The 24,077-nt window shown below is 57.8% G+C and carries 19 protein-coding genes; 12 read left to right on the top strand and 7 right to left on the bottom strand.

What is annotated here, in order from left to right; genetic code table 11:
* Positions 1-185 precede the first annotated feature (185 nt).
* Together gltX and J8C06_RS03975 are read left to right on the top strand one after the other, a co-directional pair.
* Positions 186-1,676 (top strand): glutamate--tRNA ligase, encoded by a 1,491-nt coding sequence (gltX, locus tag J8C06_RS03980; RefSeq protein ID WP_211429493.1) that lies wholly within the window; start codon positions 186-188, stop codon positions 1,674-1,676.
* A 26-nt stretch (positions 1,677-1,702) separates the two neighbouring features.
* The gene (locus J8C06_RS03975) at positions 1,703-2,848 is read left to right on the top strand and encodes a pyridoxal phosphate-dependent aminotransferase (RefSeq protein WP_211429492.1); all 1,146 of its coding nucleotides are present in this window, start codon (positions 1,703-1,705) and stop codon (positions 2,846-2,848) included.
* Positions 2,849-2,907: 59 nt separating this feature from the next.
* On the opposite strand, the gene J8C06_RS03970 is transcribed toward J8C06_RS03975, so the two are convergent.
* The 5 genes from J8C06_RS03970 to J8C06_RS03950 form a co-directional block, all read right to left on the bottom strand.
* Positions 2,908-5,859 (bottom strand): TonB-dependent receptor, encoded by a 2,952-nt coding sequence (locus tag J8C06_RS03970; RefSeq protein ID WP_211429491.1) that lies wholly within the window; start codon positions 5,857-5,859, stop codon positions 2,908-2,910.
* Positions 5,860-5,941: 82 nt separating this feature from the next.
* Entirely contained in the window at positions 5,942-6,571 is a 630-nt protein-coding gene (locus tag J8C06_RS03965; protein ID WP_211429490.1) for a hypothetical protein, read from the bottom strand.
* 32 nt (positions 6,572-6,603) lie between these two features.
* Complete coding sequence (locus J8C06_RS03960) at positions 6,604-7,416, bottom strand: enoyl-ACP reductase FabI (protein ID WP_246602078.1); 813 nt, start codon at positions 7,414-7,416, stop codon at positions 6,604-6,606.
* A 167-nt stretch (positions 7,417-7,583) separates the two neighbouring features.
* On the bottom strand, positions 7,584-8,174 hold the full coding sequence (locus J8C06_RS03955) for a GTP-binding protein (RefSeq protein ID WP_211429489.1): 591 nt from the start codon (positions 8,172-8,174) through the stop codon (positions 7,584-7,586).
* Between the two features lie 69 nt (positions 8,175-8,243).
* Positions 8,244-8,741: a roadblock/LC7 domain-containing protein gene (locus J8C06_RS03950; protein WP_211429488.1), complete on the bottom strand. Its 498-nt coding sequence runs from the start codon at positions 8,739-8,741 to the stop codon at positions 8,244-8,246.
* 526 nt (positions 8,742-9,267) lie between these two features.
* Here J8C06_RS03950 and secA point away from each other — a divergent pair.
* The 10 genes from secA to J8C06_RS03900 all read left to right on the top strand — a co-directional run bounded on the left by secA (position 9,268) and on the right by J8C06_RS03900 (position 22,934).
* Positions 9,268-12,036 carry a preprotein translocase subunit SecA gene (gene secA, locus J8C06_RS03945; protein WP_211429487.1) on the top strand — a complete coding sequence of 923 codons (2,769 nt, stop codon included), beginning with the start codon at positions 9,268-9,270 and terminating at the stop codon, positions 12,034-12,036.
* A 172-nt stretch (positions 12,037-12,208) separates the two neighbouring features.
* A complete protein-coding gene (locus J8C06_RS03940; protein WP_211429486.1) occupies positions 12,209-13,918 on the top strand; it encodes an ABC transporter substrate-binding protein in 1,710 nt (569 codons plus the stop codon).
* 44 nt (positions 13,919-13,962) lie between these two features.
* A complete protein-coding gene (locus J8C06_RS03935) occupies positions 13,963-15,177 on the top strand; it encodes a serine/threonine-protein kinase (protein WP_211429485.1) in 1,215 nt (404 codons plus the stop codon).
* A gap of 80 nt (positions 15,178-15,257) precedes the next feature.
* Complete coding sequence (locus tag J8C06_RS03930) at positions 15,258-16,658, top strand: alkaline phosphatase D family protein (protein WP_211429484.1); 1,401 nt, start codon at positions 15,258-15,260, stop codon at positions 16,656-16,658.
* Positions 16,659-16,782: 124 nt separating this feature from the next.
* Positions 16,783-18,171, top strand: coding sequence for a M16 family metallopeptidase (locus J8C06_RS03925; RefSeq protein ID WP_211429483.1), 1,389 nt, complete (start codon positions 16,783-16,785; stop codon positions 18,169-18,171).
* Positions 18,172-18,522: 351 nt separating this feature from the next.
* Entirely contained in the window at positions 18,523-19,365 is an 843-nt protein-coding gene (gene lepB / locus J8C06_RS03920; protein ID WP_211429482.1) for a signal peptidase I, read from the top strand.
* Between the two features lie 8 nt (positions 19,366-19,373).
* Positions 19,374-19,559: a CPXCG motif-containing cysteine-rich protein gene (locus tag J8C06_RS03915; RefSeq protein ID WP_211429481.1), complete on the top strand. Its 186-nt coding sequence runs from the start codon at positions 19,374-19,376 to the stop codon at positions 19,557-19,559.
* Between the two features lie 188 nt (positions 19,560-19,747).
* Positions 19,748-20,281, top strand: coding sequence for a QcrA and Rieske domain-containing protein (locus J8C06_RS03910; RefSeq protein ID WP_211429480.1), 534 nt, complete (start codon positions 19,748-19,750; stop codon positions 20,279-20,281).
* A 119-nt stretch (positions 20,282-20,400) separates the two neighbouring features.
* Positions 20,401-21,831, top strand: coding sequence for a cytochrome b N-terminal domain-containing protein (locus J8C06_RS03905; protein ID WP_211429479.1), 1,431 nt, complete (start codon positions 20,401-20,403; stop codon positions 21,829-21,831).
* Between the two features lie 239 nt (positions 21,832-22,070).
* Positions 22,071-22,934, top strand: a complete 864-nt coding sequence (locus J8C06_RS03900) for a phenylalanine 4-monooxygenase (protein WP_211429478.1) — start codon at positions 22,071-22,073, stop codon at positions 22,932-22,934.
* A 12-nt stretch (positions 22,935-22,946) separates the two neighbouring features.
* On the opposite strand, the gene J8C06_RS03895 is transcribed toward J8C06_RS03900, so the two are convergent.
* Together J8C06_RS03895 and J8C06_RS03890 are read right to left on the bottom strand one after the other, a co-directional pair.
* Positions 22,947-23,576 (bottom strand): histidine phosphatase family protein, encoded by a 630-nt coding sequence (locus J8C06_RS03895; RefSeq protein WP_211429477.1) that lies wholly within the window; start codon positions 23,574-23,576, stop codon positions 22,947-22,949.
* A 4-nt stretch (positions 23,577-23,580) separates the two neighbouring features.
* Positions 23,581-24,054 (bottom strand): ribonuclease HI, encoded by a 474-nt coding sequence (locus J8C06_RS03890; RefSeq protein WP_211429476.1) that lies wholly within the window; start codon positions 24,052-24,054, stop codon positions 23,581-23,583.
* Between the last annotated feature and the right edge of the window lie 23 nt (positions 24,055-24,077).

Below are 24,077 nucleotides of genomic sequence, written 5' to 3'. Positions count from 1 at the left end.
AGGGGATGGTATCGTCGCCAGGACGCCAGCGCAACGGCGGCCACGCAAACAACTTGCCGGAACCAATGACAGCCCTGACGCAACCAACGTGACGAACGCCAGGCAGTTTGCTAAGACTTTGGGGAAACCGCCGTGACTTGGCACGCTACGCCGCCAAATCTTCTTGATAGGACACATCATACCGCATGACCAATCGCATCCGAGTCCGCTTTGCGCCGTCGCCGACCGGCTACCTGCACATCGGCGGCGCGCGCACAGCCCTCTTCAACTGGCTTTTCGCCCGCAAACACAATGGCGTCTTCATTCTGCGCATCGAGGACACCGACCGCGAACGCTCCACGCCAGATGCCATCGCCACGATTCTCGATGGCTTGCGCTGGCTTGGCCTCGACTGGGACGAAGGGCCATTCTACCAATCCGAACGGCTGGCCGATCACCGTGCGTTGGCTGAACGCCTGCTGGCCAGCGGACATGCCTACAAGTCATACGAAACCAAGGAAGAACTCGATGCCATGCGGCGGGCGGCCGAAGCTGCCAAAACGGCTTTTGTCTTTCGCGGTCAGGTGTTGACGGCGGCGGAGTGTGCCCGGCGAGAGGCAGATGGGGTTCCCTATGTCGTCCGGTTTCGCGTCCCGCGCGCGGACGGCGCCGTTACCTTTCACGACCTAGTGCATGGCGAGCAGACCAAACGCTATGCCGACATCGAAGACTTTGCGCTGCTTCGCTCCGACGGCTCGCCGCTCTACATTCTCAGCAATGCCGCCGATGACATTGCCGAAGGAGTCACACACGTCATCCGCGGGCAAGACGGCCTGGCGAATACGCCCAAGCAACTGCTGATTTACCGCGCTTTAGGTGTCGCCGAACCAACCTTTGCCCACTTGCCACTCATTCTGGACGGAAAACGTGCCAAGCTCTCTAAGCGAAAGCATGGCGCGGGCGCAACGGTCCAGTTTTACCAGGAGCGCGGGTTCATCCCCGATGCCTTTCTCAACGCCATTGCCCTCATCGGGTGGTCGCCCGGCGACGACCGTGAAATCCTTTCCCGCGAAGCCATGATTGCCGCGTTTGATTTCGCGCAAGTGAGCCGCACCAACGGTATTTTCAACCTTGTGCCGACCGACCAGCCACTCCCTGATCCGCGCCAGTTCACCGACCCAAAGGCGCTCTGGATGAACGCGGAATATCTCAAAACGATGCCGCTCGATCAGCTTCTGCCAATGGTTCGGGCGCAGCTCGAAGCGGCCGGCCTGTGGAAAGCCGAGCTTGCCGAAGGGGACGGTCACGCCTGGTTTGCCCGCACGGTAGATGTCATCCGCGAACGCTTCCGCACGCTGGTGGATTTCACCACCTATGGACGAGCCTATTTTGACGATGCGTTTGAGTTTGACCCGGAGGCCGTCAAGAAAAACCTTCGGGACGCGCGTTTGCTGGACTGGCTGCCCGAACTGGCCGATGCGCTGGAAAAGGTAACTGACTGGACGGCGGAAACCGTCGAAGCGGCGCTGCGGGACTTTGCCGAGTCAAAGGCTGCCAAGGCCGGCCTTTTTATCAACGCCGCGCGCGTGGCGCTCACTGGGCAAAGCGTTGGGCCGAGCATGTTTGAGGTCTTCGCGCTCATCGGACGGGAACGCTCCTGCGCGCGCTTGCGTGCCATTCGCCAGCAACCATTCTGAAAGCGCGGCTGCCAGCCATTCCGGCCATGCCTGGTTTTCTGTCAGACGTTGACCTCACACCCAACCGCATTGAACGCGCCCGCCGACAAGCGGGCGCATACATTGACCTGACAAGCAGCAATCCAACGACCCAGGGGCTGCTGTTCCCGCCCGACATACTCCGCGCGGCGGCAGATGGCTACTGGAGCAATCGAGCCTACGCGCCCGACCCGCGCGGGCTGCTGGCAGCGCGAACGGCTGTTGTGGCCGACTATGCGCGGCGGACACCGCAGTTCGACGTGTCGCCAAACCAAATTTTCATCACGGCCAGCACCAGTGAAGCCTACAGCCTGCTGTTCACGCTGTTGACGGAACCCGGCGATAACGTGCTTGGGCCGGATGTCACCTACCCACTGTTTGAGCATCTCGCGGCGGCCCATCACATCGCGCTGCGCACGTACACGCTGGACGAAGCCCGCGGCTGGGCGATTCAGGCCGACTCACTGCTGGCAGCCGCCGACGAGCGAACGCGGGCCATCCTGCTGATTTCGCCCCACAACCCAACCGGCAGCATCGTTGCCGAACGGCTGCCGACACTGACCCAACTGGGGTTGCCCCTCATTTGCGACGAGGTCTTCGCGGCCTTTACCTACCGTGCCGCCACCACGCCTCCCCTTGGGGTGCTCCACCCGGAACTGCCTGTTTTTCACCTCAACGGCATTTCCAAGCGATTTGCCCTACCGGACTTGAAGCTCGGATGGATGGCGCTCAACGAACCGGCGGTCGCCCGGTTCGGCGCACGGTTGGAAATCCTCAACGATGCGTTCCTGAGTGCCAACAGCCTGACGCAGTTCATGCTGCCGCGACTCTTTGACCAGGGGACGGCTTTCGTCGCAACGATGCAGGCTCGCATCCGCGCAGCACTTGATATGGCGCTGGAAACACTCCAGCGCTGCTCGAATGTTACCGTCCGGCCCCCAGACGGGGGGTATTATCTTTTTCCGCAGGTTGCAGGCTGGGACGACGAAGAAGAGCTGGTCCTGGACTTACTCGAAGCTGGTGTCCTGGTCCATCCGGGTTATTTCTACGGTTGCGAGCAAGGGGCGCACCTGATGATTTCCTGTCTGACCGAACCGACCCAGTTGCGCGCCGGGTTGGAGATTCTGGTCAATCGGCTATCAAGCCCGGCCTGAGCGCCAGCCGGCGTCTGCCATTGCGCGCGAAGATGCCAAAACGACGTCCCAGACTGGCTTCAGAACGTAATCCGAAAACCAATTTGGAACTGCCGCGGCGGAAAGGCCCGCCGGTAGCGATCCGGGGTAACGATGAAACGTCCACCCCGGCGCGGCGGGAGGTTGAACTGCGTATTGAGTGGCGGATTGATAGGCGGGAAGGTGCGCCCAAACTCACGCACATTCGTCCGGTTGAAAAGATTGAACGACTCGATGATGCCCTCGATCTTGAGCCGTTCGCGGTTGATGAAGCGGCGCGAAAAGCGCACATCGAGGTTATAAAACGCGGGCGTCACGCCGGCATTCCGCCCCAGCCCGGCCGGTCGGTCATTGGCGTCTCCGTTGCGGTTCAAATCTACGCCGGCCAGCAGGTTCCAGGGACGCCCCGAAACGGCCGTCAAAATGTATGACAGCGCGTAGTCGCGCAGCAGCGGGTTCTTTGAATAGTTGATGTCCCAGATGCCGGCCAGCACTAGCCGATGGCGCGCATCCTGGATTGAAAGCGCGCGTTCGCCGCTAATATCGAGCGGCTCGGCAAACTCCTGAAGCGACGTTCGGAAATCCACATAGTTGTCAATCGCCTTGGACAAGGTGTAGCTGGCCCGTCCGGTAAAGCGTCCGACGCGCCGCTCCACGCCAAACGTCACACCGTGATAGTAGCTGTCGTATGCCGCCGCATACTCATTCACCGTGCCGCGCCGTGGGTCGAGGCGTCCGTTGATGACACTGTCCAGGGGATCGATGCCCGGCCGGACGACCGGGTTGATCGTGCGCAGCGAGAGAATGCGGTTACCCCGGACGTAGTTGTACACAGCCGAAAACAGCGTGTTGCCAACCTGCGACTCCAGGGCCAGGCTCGCCTGTTGGGTGTAACTGGCCGGCAGCCGTTGGGCAAACTGAAACTCCAGCCCGAACTGGGGAACAAACTGAATCCCAAACGGAAAATCACCGGATGGGGGAAGCTGCCGATTGGGTTGTGTAAAGGGCAAAATGCTGAAGGGAAACGGCAGGACCAGTGTCCGGCGCGTCGGTGGCACGACCGTGAAGATCGGAAAGGTGAGATTGCTGGCCGCAAACAGTCCGTAACCGCTCCGTACCGTCAGCTTCTTGAGTGGCTGCCAGACGACCGCGACGCGGGGCGACAGCAGTCCATTGTTTTCCGGCGTACTCCGCGCCCGCGTCAAATCGTAGCGTAACCCCACATTGAGCTTCAAGCTCGGACCAAGTGAAATATCGTCAAGCGCAAACAGGCTCAGTGAGGTTTGGGGAATCGGCGTCGGCTGTGGATCGAGAAAGCCCTGCCGATAGTCATTGGTAAGCGGCAGAATATCGAGTGGGAGCGCTGGGAAGCCTGGAAACCGACTCGGCAAACTCGCGCCAATCAGGGCCAGTGCCGCGCGTTGTTCCGGCGTGCGGAGCGAAGGGTCAAAAGCCTGGAGCGCGGATAGCACCGGCGATCCGGCCGGCGCGCCCAAAGCGACCAGATTCGTGTTGGAAAAGTTCGCCTGCCCGCCCTCGCTGGCGGGTTGGCGCTGGCGTGAGTTCACGCGGAGCAGATCGCCGCCAAATTTTACTTGATGACGACCACGCACCAACCCCACGGCCGTGAAAAACTGATAGGTCTGCGTATCTCGAAACTGTGGCAAGACCAGTGATTTACCAAAGATCACCTGCCCCTCTGGCGCGTTGATGGCAATGCGCGGGCCAGGATCAGCCGCGCCAATGTCTTGCAGGCGGGTGCTGTACAGAAAGCGACTCTCGATGACGAGCGCATTTTGTCCGACAAACGTATTGTTGACCGCCAGATTGTGGTCCGTCAGGCGTTGCTCTCCCGTGAAGGTACTAGCCGTCAGCCCACCAAATGGCTCAAACGCCGTGTTGACCTGTCCGCCGTAGTTATAACGTACGGTCAGGTTGTCTTCAGGAACGATTTGCCAGTCGCCGCGCACCAGTGCCGTCGAACCACCGGTACTGAACGGGACACTACCGGTGTCAAACCGAAAACCATTCCGCAGCGCCGCCGCCCGGACGGTGTCGGAAATCGTGACGACGGTATTCTGCTTGATGTTGAGACGCTCGCCCGTCACGAAAAAAAAGGCCCGATTCGGCCGCAGCGGCCCGCCAGCCGTGAGACCGTATTGATACTGCTCAAATGGCGGCTTGCTCGGCGTGAGGGATTCGCGCGCGCTCAGCGCCGCGTTGCGGAAGAAGCCAAACAGCGATCCACGAAACGTATTGTCACCAGACTTCGTGATGATATTGATGACACCGCCCAATGCGCGTCCAAACTCGGCGGAATACCCATCCGACACGACTTGGAACTCGCGCACGGCTTCCTGTGAGAACGTCGAGCGGATGCTCCCAGAGGTGGCATCGTTGTTGTCCAGTCCGTCAATGGTCAGGTTATTCAGTCGCGGCGACTGGGCGTTGAAAGATAGACCAGAAGTCGCGGTTGCTCCCTGGTCCGGGAGATTATCCGGGACCGTCCGCGCAGCGGTAATCGCAAACTGCAAGAAATCGCGCCGGTTGATAGGCAGCCTTGGGATGTCAGTTTCTCTCACATTCGTGGCAGATTCAGCCGCATTCCGAGCATCGGCCACGACCTCGATCACATCCGTCGTCCCCGCCGTGGCCAAGGTAATCACCACTAGGGCGGTTGTGCCCAACGAGAGCCGGACAGTCTGCCGCCGATCCTCAAAACCGGCCGCCATAGCCCGGATTTCATAATCGCCAGGCGGAAGGTTGAGAAATTCATACGTGCCATCCTCACGGGATTGCGTCGCGCGCTCTGTTCCGGTAGCCACTTGCAAGCAGACAATTTCCGTACCGGCAATCACCGCACCCGAAGCATCCCGAACACGCCCCGTAATGGCACCCGTCGTTGAGCCGCTCTGGGCATACCCAGTGCTCGAACCCAGCGCCAAAAAGACAGCCAAACAAATGATTAACCAGTGCGCTCGGATGGTCATCATTGTGTAACCTGAAAGCGTTAGTTTTTTCTCTATTGCATCAAAAACGTGGTAAAAGTGTTTTGATTTCAACTGAAGCGCCGGTCTAGTAGCCAAGCGCTTTTTGGGGAGGCTCATCCGTGACGCCTCGCGTCACTTGCCATGGGTCCTGTCCATCCCGCGCCTGGAAGCAACGCCGAATGTCTTCGGCGTTTGAGTAATCCACTAGAAACTTGAGCGGATACTCCCACAAGGCGTGGGCGATCAGCGGCCACCCTCCCGGCGCATGGGCGTTGAAGTAATCAAAGTGCACATCCACGGTCGCGTCATCATCAAAATTGAAGTGGAGCGCCGCGAGGGACGTGTCATTTTCTGAAAAGTTGTACCGCTCTGGGTGTAAACGGCTGTTGAAGCGCCCACGATAGGTCTGGCGCAGGTCCGTGAAGGTAGCATCCGCCCGCAAATCTGCAAGGAGTTCATCCGTTCCAAAGCGTGGGTGCAAGCGCAGACCGTTGAAACCGACTTCTAGGTTAGGTTGTTTGAAGGTGACATGTCGCCACAGGCGCTTTCGTCGCAACGCCCAGTAAAAGTTGAGCAGGTCGCCACGCCGCCGCCCAAACCATGCAAAGTCGGTGGGTGTAACACCAGCGACCTCGAAGCTGTCCCGCACGGACGGAAGCAGTGCCGCCCAGGACGGCAGTTCGCGCTCATCAATTGGCGTGCGGGTTCGCGCCAACCACGCGCTGAGTTGCTGGCGTATCAACGCGGCTAGCCCAGTTTACTTTCGGCTGGTTCATCTTTGGGGACGAGACCAATGCAGTGATAACCGCCATCCACATGAATCACTTCCCCGGTAACGCCGCGCCCCATGGGCGAAATGAGGAACAGAGCCGTATCGGCCACCTCCGCCACCTCGGTGGGGCGGCGCAACGGGGCCATGGCCGCATGGTGCTTGAGCATCTTGGTGAAGCCCTGAATCCCGCGCGCGGCAAGCGTATTGATCGGCCCGGCTGAAATGGCATTGACGCGAATACCGTAGGGGCCCAAATCCGCTGCGAGATAGCGCACGCTGGCTTCAAGCGCTGCCTTGGCCACACCCATGACATTGTAGCCAACCACCGCCCGCTCGCTGCCAAGATAGGTCAACGTCACCAGGCTTCCGCCATGATCCTTCATCAGCGGCAGCGCCGCCCGCGCCACGGCCGTCAGCGAATAGGCGCTGATGTCATGCGCGATGCGAAATCCCTCACGCGAAGTATCAATAAACTGCCCTTCGAGGTCTTCTTTGGGCGCATAGGCAACGGCGTGAACCAGAAAATCCAGAGCGCCAAACTTGGACTGAACTTGCGCGAAAAAAGTCTCGATGTCGGCGTCGTTGGTGACATCGCAAGGCAGAACCAGTGGGTTCTGCAAGGTCACCGCAAGTTCACGAACATTCGCTTCGAGGCGCTCATTCTGATAGTTCAGGGCAAGGGTTGCGCCGGCGTTCGCCGCCGCTTGGGCAATACCCCAAGCGATGCTGCGCTTGTTGGCAACACCCAGAACGACACCCTTTTTATCGGCAAGCATGAGACCAGACATGCGATGATGAAGCTCCTATCCTGAGAACGGCGCGTCGGCCGATAAGCCGCCAACGTTGGAAATACACTAACTCTAAACTAAAAAGCTCTAAACTAAAAAGGCTTCGGCTGACTACCGAAGCCTTGAAGTGCGCGATGGTTCACGCTCCCAAACACGATGAAGCGCAACTAGCCGCCACCTTTCTTGAGTTCGACCAGCACCTGCTTGGCAACAGCCTTGAGCGTATCAAACACGCCCGTGCCTTTGTAGGCAACCGCTTCAAACACCGGCTCCCCCTTGCGCATCAGCTCTTTCTTCAGCTCCTCGACTGGCATGGCACTTGGCAGATCGCGCTTGTTGAGTTGGAGAACGTAGGGAATCTTCATCAGGTCATAGCCCTGGGCTTTGAGGTTCTGCTCAAGGTTCCACAGGGACTCAATGTTGGCATCCATGCGTTCTTCCTGGGAATCGGCGACAAACACCACACCGTCCACGCCTTTGAGAATCAGCTTGCGGCTGGCATCGTAGAAAACCTGTCCCGGCACGGTGTAGAGGTGGAAGCGGGTTTTGAAACCGCGCACCGTACCCAGCTCAAGCGGCAGAAAGTCGAAAAACAACGTACGATCCGTTTCCGTGGCAAGACTGATGAGTTTGCCCTTCGCCTGGGGCGAAGTGGTGTCGTAGATGTACTGCAAATTTGTCGTCTTTCCACCAAGCCCAGGGCCGTAATAGACGAGCTTGCAATTGATTTCACGGGCAGCGTAGTTGATGAATGTCAAGGCCGGCTACTCCTTGGACGACTAGGAACAGAACCTGAAAAAATACTTGGGTATGTTGGGTACACCTTCTCAGTCAGAGAACAGGTTGTCAATATCATCTTCGGTGATTTCGGCAAATGGCGACTCAAGGTTGACCCCACGGGCTTTTTCTTCCTCTACTTTACGAGCGATGGCTTCTAGCACTTCGGCCATATCCGTCGCCGCTCGCTTGACACGTAACCGAACCAACCCCAAGCTCGACCGTTCGTCAAAAATTACTACTAGAATGACGCGCTGAGCCACAATTGAGATGTGGATATTATCACGCTCACCTTCATGCGAGAGCACTGGAAATTCTTTTTCCCCGACCAGGTGCGCCAGCGCATCGGTTGCGGCGACGTTCCCGGCAGTAAGCGAAGCCAAGCTGGTTGTGTCAATGGCGCCAACGTCGCCATGATCGGCGATCTTCTGACCGTTTTTATCGATCAGAAAGACCATTCGGGCGTTGGCGTCTTCACACAAACGGGCGATGATAGTCTTGATTTGCTGGTACTCTTCACCATACAGCACCAGCGCGGCACTTGACATGTTGTAACGTCCTCGCCGAGAAAGGTAGCGCGTGCGGCTCAGTTTGGCTACACCCAAGTTGCGCTAGCAGCCCAAGTTTTCATATGTTGCGAGTTGTGGCCGGTTTATCCTTCAGAACCCCATGCGCCAGTCATTTACCATAGCCGGTTACCATAGCCGGTTACTTACCGTAGCTGGTTATCCGCACGCCGGCTGCTCCAAGCGGCATCGGCACTACCGCACTCCGACCCATTCCGAAGCCACACCACCACCGAGCGAAACGCCGATACGGAAGCTTGTCTGGAGCAAGCGGCTTCATAGCATAGGCGAAAAAAAGCTTTCAAGGGCATTTATCCGCTCAAAACTCTCCTGTCCAGCGAAACGAATGCGCGAGCTGCCCTTTCTTGACGCCACACCACTGGTTCCCTACTATGTCAGACCGGGCTTAACCGCTCTGCTGAAGCGTCTGGCTGTTACCCGGGCGACTTGCTGAGGGAAGGTACATTGACCAACTTCGTTTCATTTCTCATTCCGCCCAGGCACTTCCATGCTTCTCGATAAGGTTCTCGCCAAGATTTTCGGTAGCGCTAATGAGCGGTACCTCAAGCGGATTCGTCCCATTGTCACCGCCATCAACGAGCGCGAAGCCAAGCTCCAGGCGCTTTCCGATGCCGAGCTACAGGCGCAAACTACCCGCTTCAAGGAACGCCTCGACCTCGGAGCGTCACTGGATGACCTTCTCCCGGATGCCTTTGCCACCGTACGCGAAGCGTCACGCCGCGTGACGGGCATGCGACACTTTGATGTCCAGCTTATCGGCGGCACGGCGCTCCACCACGGACGGATTGCCGAGATGCGCACCGGGGAAGGCAAAACGCTTGTGGCAACCCTGCCGGTTTACCTCAACGCGCTTGCAGGACGGGGCGTTCACGTGGTCACGGTCAACGACTATCTCGCCAAGCGCGATGCGGAGTGGATGGGTAAAATTTACCGGTTTCTGGGCTTGTCGGTGGGCGTCATTCAAAATCATCTCTATGACGACGAGCGCCGTGAAGCCTATGCCTGCGATATTACCTATGGTACCAACAACGAGTTCGGCTTTGATTACTTGCGCGACAATATGAAATACGCGGTCGCGTCCTGTGTCCAACGCGGACACTACTTCGCCATCGTGGACGAAGTGGACTCGATCCTGATTGATGAAGCTCGAACACCACTCATCATCGCCGGCCCATCAGATGAATCGAGCGAGAAGTACTACCTGGCCAACGATGTCATCCCCAAGCTGGACCGCGCAACGGACTATCTCGTTGACGAAAAAACCCACACCGCAGCCCTGACCGAGGTCGGCATCGAGCGGGTCGAGAAACTGCTTGGCATCGAAAATCTTTACGACCCGGCGAACTTCGAGCTGTTGCACTGCGTCAACCAAGCGCTCAAGGCTCACACGCTCTATCACCGCGACAAGGAATACATGGTCCGGGATGGACAGGTCATCATCGTGGATGAGCACACGGGGCGACCGATGGATGGACGCCGGTGGTCGGATGGCCTTCACCAAGCCGTCGAAGCCAAGGAAGGCGTCAAAATTGAGGCTGAAACCCAGACGCTGGCGACGATCACGCTCCAAAACTACTTTCGCATGTACGAGAAGTTGGCCGGCATGACCGGCACGGCGGAAACCGAAGCGCCAGAGTTTGCCAAAATTTACGATCTGGAAGTTACGGTCATTCCAACCCACCGGCCCATGATTCGTCAGGACTATCCAGACCTTATCTACCGGACGGCCGAAGAAAAGTGGGATGCGATTGTTGAAGAAATCAAGGAACGCCACCAAACCGGACAGCCGATTCTGGTGGGGACGGCATCCGTAGCTAACTCGGAACTGGTTTCACGCAAGCTCGAAGCCATCGGGATTCCACATAACGTTCTCAACGCCAAGTATCACGAGCGCGAAGCGGAAATCGTCGCCCAGGCCGGACGCAAGGGTGCGGTCACGATTGCCACGAACATGGCCGGGCGCGGGACGGATATTCTGCTGGGCGGCAACCCAGATTTTCTCACCGATGCCGAACTGCGACGGCAGGAGCGCAATCCGGCGGAGGTTTCCCCCGAAGAGCGCCAGGCTGTTTTCGATCAAATCAAGGCGCAAATTGACCGCGAACACGCAGAGGTCGTCGCCATCGGCGGACTGCACATCATCGGCAGTGAGCGCCATGAATCGCGCCGGATTGACAACCAGTTACGCGGTCGAGCTGGGCGGCAAGGCGACCCCGGCTCTTCCCGCTTCTACCTCTCGCTCGAAGACGACCTGATGCGGATTTTTGGTGGCGACCGGCTCAAAAAAGTCATGCTCACCCTGGGCATGGAACAGGGCGTGGCGATTGAAAGCCGGATGGTATCGCGGCGCGTGGAAGCTGCCCAAAAGTCAGTTGAAGCCCATAACTTCTCGATCCGCAAACATCTGCTCGAATATGACGATGTCATGAATCTCCAGCGCGGCACCATCTACGGACTGCGCCAGGAACTCATGGAAGGTGCAGATGGGGGACGGGAGTTCATTCATCTGGCGGAAGACTTGCTTGGTGACGTTATTCGCCGCTACCTCCACGGACGCCCAGAGGAATGGGATGTGGATGGGCTCCGAGTCGCCTTGCTCGACATTTATGCCTTTGACTGTGAGGCGGAACAGCTCGACTTCGATCATCTGAGCCGAGATGAAATCCGTGACAAAGTATGGCAGACCGTCCTGGAGCGCCATAAGGCGCGCGAGGCCAAGGTCGGGGCTGAGAACCTGCGGCAGCTTGAGCGCCACGTCATGCTCAATGTCGTTGACGCCCACTGGAAAAAACATCTTGCCACGCTTGATCACCTGAAAGAAGGGGTTGGCTTGCGTGGCTACGGTCAGAAGGACCCGCTGATTGAATACAAGAAGGAGTCCAGTCGCCTCTTTGAAGAGATGATTGACCGGATGGATGAAGAGTGTGTCCGCATTCTGTTCAACATGCGCGTCGAGGTCGCGGAAGCTTCGGCGCTCGAAATCGAGGCTGAGGACGTTGAGAGTGGGAGCTTCGAGGTCGCCAGCGAGGCAATCGCCCCGGCGAACCTTTCCCGCGTCGCGCCCCAACCCAGGCCGGCGGTGCCATTGCCTGCTCCGCGCCCAGTGACCGGACAGGTTTACACGGCTGCCAACGCTAGCGCAGCTCGTGCCGGGTCAGGGGGGCAGGTCGTGCGGCGGACGCCTAAGGTTGGGCGGAATGAGCCCTGTCCCTGTGGCTCAGGCAAGAAGTATAAAAACTGTCACGGCGCTTCATAACACCCGCCTAGTCAGCCACCCGGTTGCTCCAGCGCATACGCCTGCGTTTGAAGCAAGTCATGGCGTTTTTCCCGCCACTTTGGTAAAAGGCAGCTAAGCTTCTTTGATTTCATTTCATAAACTGCCGTCGGCGCGGGCTTGTTGTAGCCAAGACCGGCGGACCGAAAAACACATGCGATCAACCACTCAAGCTGCCTTGGCGCTGTCATTGGCGCTGTCGCTTTGTCTGACCCTGGTCACCGGGTGTGGGACGTCTTCCCGCAAGCTCGTGGCAGGAATTGATCCCAAACCAGCCAAATGTGAACCCGGTAAGCAGGGGGGTGTGCTCAGGCTGGCATTGGCGTTTGGCCCGCTGACGTTCAATCCATTCGTTGATTCCACGCCAGATACCTTTGCCGTGCTGCGCAAGCTCTACGGCACGCTGCTGGATTACGACTTTGAAAAACAGGTCGTCGAAGACAGCGGGCTGGCAACCGCCGTTTCGCTCCAAGAAGATGGCAAAACCTATCGGGTAACACTGCGCAAGTGCCTGTTTTCAGATGGCTCGCCGCTTGTGCCGGATGATGTCGTCTTCTCATACAGTAGCGCCTTGGCGGCTGGTTCAGCGTTGAGCGACCTCCTCAAGACCGGCGTTGGGAATGAGCGGTCAGATGCCAAGTTCAGCATCATTGACGCTCAAACGGTGCAAATCCAATTCAACGATCCAATCTCGGCAGACGCAGCCAAGTTTGTCTTTGCGCGGATTCCAATCGTTTCCAAAGCAAACTTTCCAACCGCCAAGGACGATCCAACCAAACTGGCCTATTCCGGCCCGTTTGTCGTCAAAGCATCCTCTGCAAAAGAGCTGCGTTTGGCGGCCAATCCAAACTACTGGAAAGTGGATAACGCAGGCACAGTCCTGCCCTACCTCAATGAAGTGGTCTATGACTTGGGAGTCGATCGCAAAACCCAGTCCGAGCGATTTGCGGAAGGCAAATACGACATCATTGACTATTTGCTACCGGAACAAGCCAAAGCTCTCGACGGGCAGGCCAAAATTCGGAACGCCGGCGGCTCGCTGCGGGTGTGGACCCTTGTGGGTAATACCCGGATTGATCAAACCAAGGTTGATCGCAATCGCTCAAAGCACTTCCTCACCGATGACTTTCGGGAAGCGATCTCACGGCTGATTGATCGTAACCGCCTGGCTCAGACCGTCTTGAATGGCGAGGCCAAGCCATCATTCGGGCTTATTGCCCCCGGCAATGCGACGTGGTACGACCCCAACGCGCCACGCTACGAACCCAATGTGCAAACCGCGAAGGCGGCTCTTCAATCCGCAGGCTACAGCTACCAGGATGGCAAGCTCTTTGACGGCATCAAAACGCCGGTGCGCTTCAAGTTCACGGTGCCCAAGGAGCCGACGGCAATCGCGCTGGCACAGTCCATCGTGCAGGACTTGACGGCCGCCGGATTGGACATCGTCATCGAAGAGCAGCCGCTTGACAAATGGTGGAAAGCCCTGACGACCGGGGTCTTCGACATGATTTTGGTCGAGCTTCAGCCTGAGTTCCCAGACCCCGTGTTCCTCCAGCCATTTGTGACAGGGACGCGCCCCTATTTTGCGGAAGCCACCATCGTCAATCCGCAGTTAGACTTGCGTGGTTACGACTGGTTCAAGAAAATAGCTAGGGACTTTAACAAAGCACTCCAGCAGAAAACGGTCGAGGAGCGCAAAAAGCTCTATGATGACTTCCAGAAAAGTTGGAATGAAGTCTCACCTGTTATCTACCTTGTTTCAGAACATACCATAGCTGGCGCGCGGTCCAACGTTTTGAATGTCCGTCTGGCAGCGTTCGATCCGGCGGCGACGTGGAATCTCGAGGAACTTTATCTGAAGTGAGCACGGGGCGGGTCCACCCATCGGTTTCGTCAATCGTGTAAGCCATGAAAGCCTGTTCGCAATGTCGGCGCACCTACACGGCGGACATCGCCTTTTGCCCATACGATGGCAAGCCACTGTCGGCGGTGTCGGACGAAGAAGAGCTTGGGGACGATCCGCTGGTCGGGCGCGTGTTCATTGACCGCTACCATCTCACGGCCCGGATTGGCGAAGGGGGGATGTGCACGGTCTATCGTGGCACCCATGTGCTCACCCGCAAGCTCTGGGCGGTCAAGATTCTACATGCCGAACTTGCCGCGCAGCGGCGGGCGGTCAAGCGGTTTCAAAAAGAAGCTCAGGCCGCCAGCCGGATTGACCACGCCAGTGTCATCCAGGTGACTGACTTCGGGACGAGCGAAGAGGGCTATGTCTATCTGGTCATGGAATATCTGGAAGGGACGACGCTCAAGCGCGCCATCCAGACTGACGGACCGTTTTCGCTCGACCGGACCGTGCATATCGTTCGGCAGATTGGCGAGGCGCTTGACGCCGCCCACGCCCAAAGCGTCATTCACCGTGACCTCAAGCCTGAAAATATCATGCTCTTGCCCACGGATGAGGCGGAGCGCGAACGAGTCAAGGTGCTCGATTTTGGCATTGCCAAGGTGCAGGAAGACACCAGCGATAGCGCGCCGCTCACGGCTCAGAACATGGTCATGGGAACGCCGCAGTACATGTCGCCCGAACAGGCCAAGGGACTGGAACTCGACGCGCGTTCCGATATTTACAGCCTCGGGATCATCGTTTACGAGATGCTCACCGGCAAGACGCCATTTCAGGGCGGGCCGTCCAAGATTATCCTCAACAAACACGCCAACGAAATCCCACCATCGCCACGCCGACTACGCCCAGACCTTTCCGCTCACGTCGAGCGCGTCATCATGCGGGCGCTGGAGAAAAGCCCACTGCGGCGTCCACAGTCAGGCAGTGAGTTTGCGCGTGAATTGGAACTCGCGGTGCGCCTGGCAGCAACGATGAGCAAGCGTGAAGCCGAACAACGGTCACTGCCGCCGGCAACCCCGCCGTTGCCACCCACTGCGGATGCAGTTGAGCCAGCAGCCTTAGCCACCAGCCCGGCCGACCTAGTCATGGCTTCCCAAACGGTACTTGCCCGTGAAGAGCCGCGCCGGAGTGCAACTTGGCGTACAGTCGTTATTGCAGTTATCGTCGTAGCGTGCGCTTTCATCGGAGGCATGCTGTGGTGGTATTGGCGTGGGTGACACGTCTCTGGCGGTAGCGTCAATTCGCGCACCTAGTCAATCGAGCGCCGCCACCAATCCCCTAAACGAGGAACTTTATCGTGAAGCGACGTTCATTCATGAGTCACCTGCTGTTGTCGCCGGTGGCTCTGTCACTCCTTCAGCTCCGAGCTGAAGGGGAGGCAGTGGATGCCCTGCTCTCAGGTCCCATGGTTGGCTACAGCGAAATCACGGAAACCGTCATCTGGCTTCAGACGCGACGGGCGGCGCGCGCCCAGCTTCGCTACTGGGTTCAGGGCAAACCAGAGACGGCGCGCATCAGCGAAGAATACCGAACCACCCAGGCCGGAGACTTTATCGCCAAATTCACGTTGTCCGGGTTGGCGTTCGGGACACGCTACGACTACGAGGTGTACCTAGACGGTCACCGAATTGAGCGTCCCTACGCGATGACGTTCCAAACGCAGCCCATGTGGAAGTGGCGGACGGAACCGCCGCCGTTCAAGGTCGCCTTTGGGTCGTGTCACTACGTCAACGATCCGCCATTTGATCGCCCCGGCCGCCCCTATGGCAGCCCAGCCAAAATCTTCTCGGCGATCATGGCGCACAAACCGGACGTCATGCTGTGGCTCGGCGATAACTGCTATTACCGGGAAGCGGACTACCATACCGAAGCCGGCATGCGGTATCGCTACGCCCACACGCGGGCCCAAGCCGAACTACAACCGCTGTGGGCGGCGACACACCACTACGCGATTTGGGATGATCACGATTACGGCCCAAACGACTCGGACCGCACATTTCGTGGACGCGACATAGCCCTGCGCATCTTCCGGGACTACTGGGGCAACCCAGCCTACGGGACGCCAGACATTCCCGGCTGCTTCTTCCGCTTCGAGTGGGCGGATATCGAATTTTTCATGCTGGATGGTCGGTACCATCGTACGCCAAATGAGCTGAGCGATGACTCACCAGAGAAAATGCTGTTTGGACGTGAGCAGCTCCAATGGCTCCTGGAATCGTTGCGGTCCAGCCAAGCGACCTTCAAGGTCGTGGTCGGCGGCGGACAAATGCTCAACCCAGTTTCGCCCTGGGAATGCTTCAGCCGCTTCAAGGTTGAGCAAGCCAGGCTTTTTGATTTCATTCGAGCGGAGAAAATCTCAGGTGTCTTGTTCATCTCTGGCGACCGCCACCTCGCTGAACTCAATCAGCGCCGAGAGCCAGGGCTTTACCCGCTGTATGACTTCACCTCAAGCTCACTCACGGCTGGCATCGCTACCCTTTCCAAGGCTGAACAAAGCAATCCCGCCCGCGTGAGTGGCACGCTTGTGGAGAAACACAACTTTGGCATCCTGGAGTTCTCGGGTTCCCGCGCCACCCGGCTTCTGACGATGCGCTGCATTGACGAAGACGGCATCGAACACTGGAAACGCGAAATTCCAATCAGCGAGCTACGCTTCGCCCGCCAGGCAGATAAGTCAGGTGGATGGTCGGAACCGTAGGCGGCGGGACACACAACGGCGCACGGTAGCGTGACTGTCAGGCATCAGTTAGGATGTTGAGCTGGTGGGGCGATGATGGTTCCCCGCCAAGTTTGCGATTGGTTTTGAGCGTGGTGTTAGCGCTATGCCCATCAAGCAGATGACATTTCACGGCCAGCCACCTTGGAGGCTTGCCGCTTGGCTCGCTTTGATCCTGCAACTTGCGCTGCCATTCCAGGTGGTGGCGACGACACTTGGAATATGCGAACCAGACGGATTACCGAATGTCCAACGGGATACCCTACTGACGGGACTGCCCATTCTCGTTGGTGAACGGCCTGGTTCGACGTCCGTCACTGTGGCCGTCGTCATCAAAGTTGGCAGCACGTTTGACCGAGTTGGCAAAGCGGGACTGGCACGCTTGACGGCGGAATGTATTCGCAGCGGTGGCGGTGGCTATGACGCCGAGCGGGTGCGGATTGAGCTTGAGGAGGCTGAAGCCCAACTCGAGGTTGACGTGAACTGGGACCGCACCTGCATTCTGCTTACCGGGCCAGCCCGCAACGCGGCGGTCCTGATTGATTTGCTTGGGCGACTCATTACACTTGCCGACTTTGCCAAACGCGACTTTGCCGAGGCCCGTTTCAAGCCATTTCAGGAAGCTGCGATGGCCGCCGCCCAGGCGGCTCAAACCGAGGAAGCAGCAGCGGATGCGCTGTTTTTCCAGACGCTTTATGACGCTCACCCTTATCACCACAGCCTGCTCGGCACGCCGGAGAGCATTGCCGCCATCACGCAGGCGGATGTCGCCGACTTTTACCGTCGCCACTGGCTACCCAACAACGCGGCGGTTGTCATTGTGGGGGATGTCACGGCCGCTCAAGTGCGGAGTGTGACGCGCCGTGCCTTTGGCGGCTGGGCCAAAGGCAAACTGGCGCCAGCCACATTCCTCCCGCCCAATCCACCGGAGCAACTGCGCTTGGTGCTGCAACCTGGGACGGGCAAGTGGGTTCACGTTCGCCTGGGGGGACTTCTGCCCGAAGCCACACCTGAAAGCCGGGCAGCTTGGCTTGTTTTGGCCGAGCTGATCAAGCGTCGTGTCCAGCCCTGGACGCTTGAACTCACCCACCGCCGACTACCTGACAGCCCGTGGATGTTGAGCAGCAAGCTCACCACAGAAACGGCTGTTGCGGATATTGATGTTGTCTTACAAACACTTGACAAGCTGCGCGACGCCCCCCCAAGCCAGGAAGAGGTTCAAGCCGCACGGACGGCAATCGAAGCGGTGCTTCGTGGGCATACGCCAAATAACCGGGACATTGCCCAGCAACTTGTATGGTTGGAAACCTACGGACTTAGTCCAACCATCGAAGCTGATCTGCCAGCCCGGTTGGCAGCCGTAACCCCAGCCGACTGCCAGGCCTTGGCCAGCCAAATGCTTGGCCGCGGGCGGCTCGTGGTGCTTCAGGGTGGGTCCACCACACTTCAAACGGCATTGGCAAAGTTTGGAAACGTTGAACTTGTCCAACCATAGGCCTGAGTGTCCCGAAGCTTGGGCTGGAAGCTTACGAACTGAACAACGATAACGACGATGCGCGATGATTTCTCCGACAACCAGATAGTTGAATTTCCACAGGCACTTCCGCTAACTGGTTACTCCCCGGCCAGCGACTCGCCTCACCAGTCGAGTACCCCGTTGGGCCCCGAAGCAACCACCTCACCAACGCCAGGGAGAGAAGCCGCGGTTTCATCAGCCGAAGTCCCTGTGGAAGTGCTTTTTGCGGAGGCTTTGGCGAAAGATTCATCCGTGACGGCGCCAAGCGAATCTGGCACAGAGCCGAAACTTACCGCCGACGATACTGAATACCCGGTTTGTGCCAATTCAGTGTCAGAGCCTCCAACCGAGGAAGTCCTAGCTCAAGCACCGCCAGCCCAGGCCGATGGGTTGCAACCGGAAGGTGCGGATGAAGCGGATGAGGCAGTTATATTCGCTCAGGATCCACTCCTTACCCTTCCCACGTTCCGCCCACTGTGGACTGTCGCGCCCAACCAGCCACTTTCAGCCGGGCACGCTTTTACAGACGAGGGTGGCGTAGTGGTGTCCACGTTTACCGGCGCGCCACCAGGCTGGAAACACTGGGTCAAGGAGGGTCTAAGCATTGGTCGGGACATGCTGTTGGCGCTCGTGATTGCGCTGCTGATTGGCCTCTTCGTCATTCAACCCGTCTATGTCAAGGGGACAAGCATGCTGCCCCGGCTGCGCGAGGGTGAACGCCTTTTCGTCAATCGCTTCATCTATAATTTTTCAAACATCGAGCGGGGGGACATCGTGGTGTTTTACTACCCTAAAAACCCCCAGGAGAGTTTTATCAAGCGTGTCATTGGGCTGCCCGGCGACGAGGTCACACTGTCAGGCGGCAAGCTCTACATCAACGGCAAGCTGGTTCCTGAAACCTACTTGTCAAGTGACTACACGACCATTGTCAGCCCACCGCGCACCTGGATCGTCGAGCCGCACCACTATTTCGTGATGGGTGACAACCGGGATGCCAGCAATGACAGTCGCAATTGGGGACTGGTGCCCGAAATGTACATTTACGGCAAAGCGGTCTATCGCTACTGGCCAGTGAGCGAAATTGGCTTTATTGAAGATGAAGCAACCACACTTGAGCCGCTCCGGTCGCTGCGGCGGATGGAGCCGCAACGCGAGTTGCCCCCGGCCGAGTAATCACCACCATGCAAGACACGGCAACCTACCCGTGCGCCTACTGTGGCGAGCTGAATGTCACCCTTCCTGACTGGAGCGCCGGACGGCGGCAGCAATATATCGAAGATTGCGCTGTCTGCTGCCAACCCAATGTGCTTCGTGTATGTCTCAATCCCGATTTAGATGAAGTGAGCGTGGTGGTTGAGCCGGCGTAGTGGCTCAAATCACCCTAGCCACTCCACCTGGTGAAAACGCAAAAGCTTTGTAAGGTTGCTTACACACACCGCATCAGTCCATCGCTATACTCGCGCTCAGTTATCCTCCACAAGCGCGATAGCGTATTCCCCAGCGCATGTTACCAGAGCAGTACCTTTGACTTTTGCTTGACTCGTAAGGAGTTCGTATGTCCGACCTGTCCGAAGTGGACAAAACTAAGCGCCTTTTCATGGGGCTTGGTTCAATTGTGATTGGCGCTGGCATTGGCGGCGCACTGGCCTATCCAATTTTCCAATTTGCCGTTGGGAACGCACTAAAAACGGCAGACGATGGGGATAGTAAAGACTGGATTGACTTGGGTTCTGCATCCGAGTTTGAGGAAGGTAAACCCACTGCCAAGAAAATCACGATTGAGATTCGTGATGGATGGGTTAAATCGTCGTCAGATGAAACCATTTGGGTAGTGAAAAAAGGCAATGAGTTTCTCACCTTCACGGCAACTTGCCCACATCTTGGCTGCAAGGTCAACTGGGTTCCAGAGCGCAGTGAGTACTTTTGCCCTTGCCACAATAGCGCCTTTGAAGTGACTGGGGAGAAAAAGCCTGGCGCAGCCTCGGCGCGTGGGTTGGATACACTCGAATATCGCGTTTCCGATGGTAAGCTTCAGGTTGTTTTTCAAAAGTTCAAGAACTTGCTTCCAACCAAGGAAGTCTTTTCGTGAAGAACATTTTTCGTGAAGAACATGCGGCGGCTTTGGCCGTCGTAGCCGGCGACAGCCCCCACGCCTCGGCATCCATATTGACGTTTAGCTAGAAGAATTTCAGCTAGAAAGGTTTTCTTATGGCTTCTCCGGCAATTCCACAGTTCAACGGTACGCTAGGAAAAATCTACGATTGGGTTGATGAGCGCGCTGGCATCAGTGAAATCATGCACGAGTTGCTTGACGAACCGATTCCAGGTGGCACGAAGTATGCCTACGCTTTTGGCAGCGCATTGCTTTTTATCTTTGCGCTGCAATCCATCACTGGCGTTTTCCTAGCGATGTATTACGTGCCGAGCGCTGAAGATGCGCACAAATCGGTTGAATACATCATGAAGGAAGTTCCTTTCGGAGCCTTCATGCGTGGCATGCACCACTACGGTTCCAGTGCCATGGTTATCATGGTGGTGCTGCATATTCTCCAAATCGTCATTTGGGGTGCATACAAGCAAAAGCGTGAACTGCTTTGGTTAGTGGGGGCTGGATTATTTCAACTCGTTTTGGCGTTTTCACTGTCCGGCTATCTGTTGCCGTGGGACATGAAAGCGTACTACGGGACGGTTGTTACGGTAGGCATCGCCAGTGAGGTACCCATCTTCGGGGACATGATCAAGCGCATCATCATCGGTGGAACAGAGATGGGTACGATTACCATTTCACGCTTCTTCATGGTTCACGTATTTCTGCTCCCGGCACTGACGGCCGGCGGGATTGCTGCTCACCTTTACTTGTTCCGCAAAGCGCAGCCGGCGGGTCCATTCAACATGACGGAACAGGAAGCCATGTTCAAGGTTGAGCCTTTTTGGCCGGGACAGGTCTTCAAGGATGCCGTCTTTTCATTGGTGGTCTTCGCCATCCTGGCTTACCTTTCCTTCGCAACCCTTGCGCCACTTGAACCAAAGGCTGACCCGTCGCAAACGCAATATGTTGCGCGACCGGAGTGGTACTTCCTTTTTCTGTTCCAGCTTTTGAAGTATTTCCCCGGCTCAACTGCCATCATTGGTTCGTTGATCATTCCGGGCATCGTTATGGCCATCATCACGTTCCTCCCCTTCCTTGACCGGAATCCAGAACGGCATCCGCTCAAGCGTCCCTTTGTTATGTTGGGCACGCTGGCTTTGCTGGTGGCGATTGGCGCGCTTCACCTGCTGGCCAAGCAGGACGACAACCAGAACTTTGCTGCCCAGCTCAAGGCACAGGAGGAAGAAGGCGCACGTTTCTTGAAAGAGCCGTTTGAGCCAAAAGACACGAGCCAAAAGTCACTTGCCGTCGCGCCACCACCCGAAGCTTTCGTCAAGAATTGCGCCGTTTGTCATGGTGAAAATGGTGCCGGCGGTCCGGCTGGGCCAAAGCTGGTTGGCATCGCCAAAAAGCCAGGACGGAGCAAAGAAGAGATTGCCGGGCTGATTGAGAATCCATCTGCCTATGACGCCTCCAAGATGCCGCCGATGCCACAAGTCTCGGCGGCAGAACGGGCGGCAATTGCTGAGTGGATTCACACCCTCAAGTAGTTTCTAGCCGACATACCCAGAGCTGACGCGCCTGCGCTTTTGGCAGGCGCGTTTCTTTTGGGCAGATTTTTCTAAGGGTGTCTTTTCGGGCTATTTTTCTGGGCACATTTGCCAGGACGCAGCGTTACTAATTGGTTGGGACGACTTATGGCGGGTGGCCGTTGGTCTTAACGCCATCCTTCGGTAGCGTTTGGCTGGCGTCCCCAAGTCACACCCTTGCATGGAAAGGAGAGCGTACGATGTCGGCAACAGCGGTCCTCCAACCCCTTCCTCAGAAGCTCTCCACGGAAGTCGTCTTCAAGGCGAAACCATCGCCTCCCCTTGCGCCGAGTCCATCCCCAGAAGGCACGATTGGGCGTGATATTCGGCCGCCGGTCTATGCGCCGGTTCAGCATGAAACTTGGCGGCGGCTATACGACCGACAGGCGGCAGCGATTCTGGGGCGCGTTTGCGACGAATACCTCGCCGGGCGTGACAAGCTCCGCTACGAACGAGAACGGGTGCCGCACCTGGCCGACTTGAGCGAGCGGCTGCGCGCCTGCACCGGCTGGCAGTGCGTACGGGTGGAAGGCTACGTTCCAGAGGCGACCTTCTTTTTGCTGCTGGCGCAGCAGCTTTTTCCGTGCACTGACTTTCTGCGGCATCCAACCGAGCTGGAATACACGCCGGCGCCGGACATGTTCCACGATCTCATGGGCCACTTGCCCATGATCACCAATCCTCGATTTGCCTCGTTTTTCCACAAGTTTGGGCTGGCCGGCATCCATGCCCGTAACGAAGCGGATACACTCAAACTAGGGCGCATCTACTGGTACACCGTTGAATTTGGACTGATCAACCCGACGGCGCATGCCGGTCGTGACCGTGATCCCGGCCTGACCAAAATCTACGGTGCCGGCATCAGCTCATCGGTTGGGGAAATCGAATACGCGCTCTCTGACCGCGTGAAAAAAATCCCCTTCGACATTGAGCAGGTGACCGAAACGCCGGTTGAAATCCACCACATGCAGGAACAACTCTTTGAGATTGCTTCCTTTGACGAACTCGAACAGTCCTTTGCGGCGTGGGCAGCCGCCCAGGGCTTAACCCCCGCCCAGAGCTAACCCAAAGCCCGGCTATTCAAGCGCGACGGACGTGAAGGCCGTCGCGCCGTAGGGCATGGCTTCGAGTTGCCAGGGGGCGTCTAGGTGTTCCTGGGTACAGCGCAGGATGTCGCCATAGCCGATCTTGACCATGAGCGTGGCATGTGGCTCGCAACCGGTCATCCACTGGAGTAGGGCCCGCATGGTGCCACTGTGGATGACCAGGAGTGTCGTTTGCTGTTCCCAGTCCCGAAGCCAGTTCCTTGCCCACGGGATGACGCGCGCACGCACGTCGGCAAAGCACTCGCCACCGGGAAAACGCACGGCGGCCGGAGCCGCTACCCACTCCCGCGCCGTGACCGGGTAATGTTCTTCGACATCACGAAATGTCAGCCCTTCAATCTGGCCGAAGTCAATTTCGCGGAGCGCCGCAAACACCTGGACGTCGAGTGACCGTGGAAGGGCAAAGTAGCGCGCGCTGTCGCGCGCGCGGACCAAGTCGCTGGTTGCAATGGCGGCAAGCCTGACAGCTTGTAGCTTGGCGGCGCACTGCTGCATTTGCGCCTGACCGTCGGGATGCAGTGGCACGTCACGCCAACCATAACAACGCTGCTCAGGGTTGTCGGTCTTGCCATGCCGAAGCAGAAGCCAAATCGTGGGCATCTCGTTAGTGGTTTGGCAGCGTAGCCAGCAACTGCTGCAAGAAGGATTCGTCGCGGCCACGGCATTCGGCCGTATGGCGCGCGGCCTTGTCACAAATTTCCTGTGCTGGATGACCGGCATGGCCGCGGGTCCACTGCCAAGTAACGCGATGCGGCGCAGCCGCCCGGTCAAGCCGTTCCCAAAACGCATGGTTGGCGCGGCGGCGAAATTTGCCCTTCATGGTCTCAACGACGTAGCGCGAATCTGTAACCAATTCGACGTGGCAGGGACGCGATAAAGACTCCAGCCCCAGGCAGGCCGCGACAATTTCAGCCTGTTGGTTCGTGGCCGGGCCAAGGTATTCGACAACCAGCTTGCGTGTCAGTCCATTCCGGCCGGCATGCTCCAACAGGGCTGCCGCCGCCGCGGCCGGCGCTTCACGCCCATTACCCAGACTGGAGCCGTCGCACACGATGTAAACTTCTGGAAGCGTTGCCATACTTGACCTTGCAACCGACTTGT

It is taken from the genome of Chloracidobacterium validum (assembly GCF_018304825.1).
Lineage (GTDB): Bacteria > Acidobacteriota > Blastocatellia > Chloracidobacteriales > Chloracidobacteriaceae > Chloracidobacterium > Chloracidobacterium validum.
The sequence above is the reverse complement of the archived record's forward strand: the minus strand, read 5'-3'. Positions and strand labels throughout refer to the sequence as shown.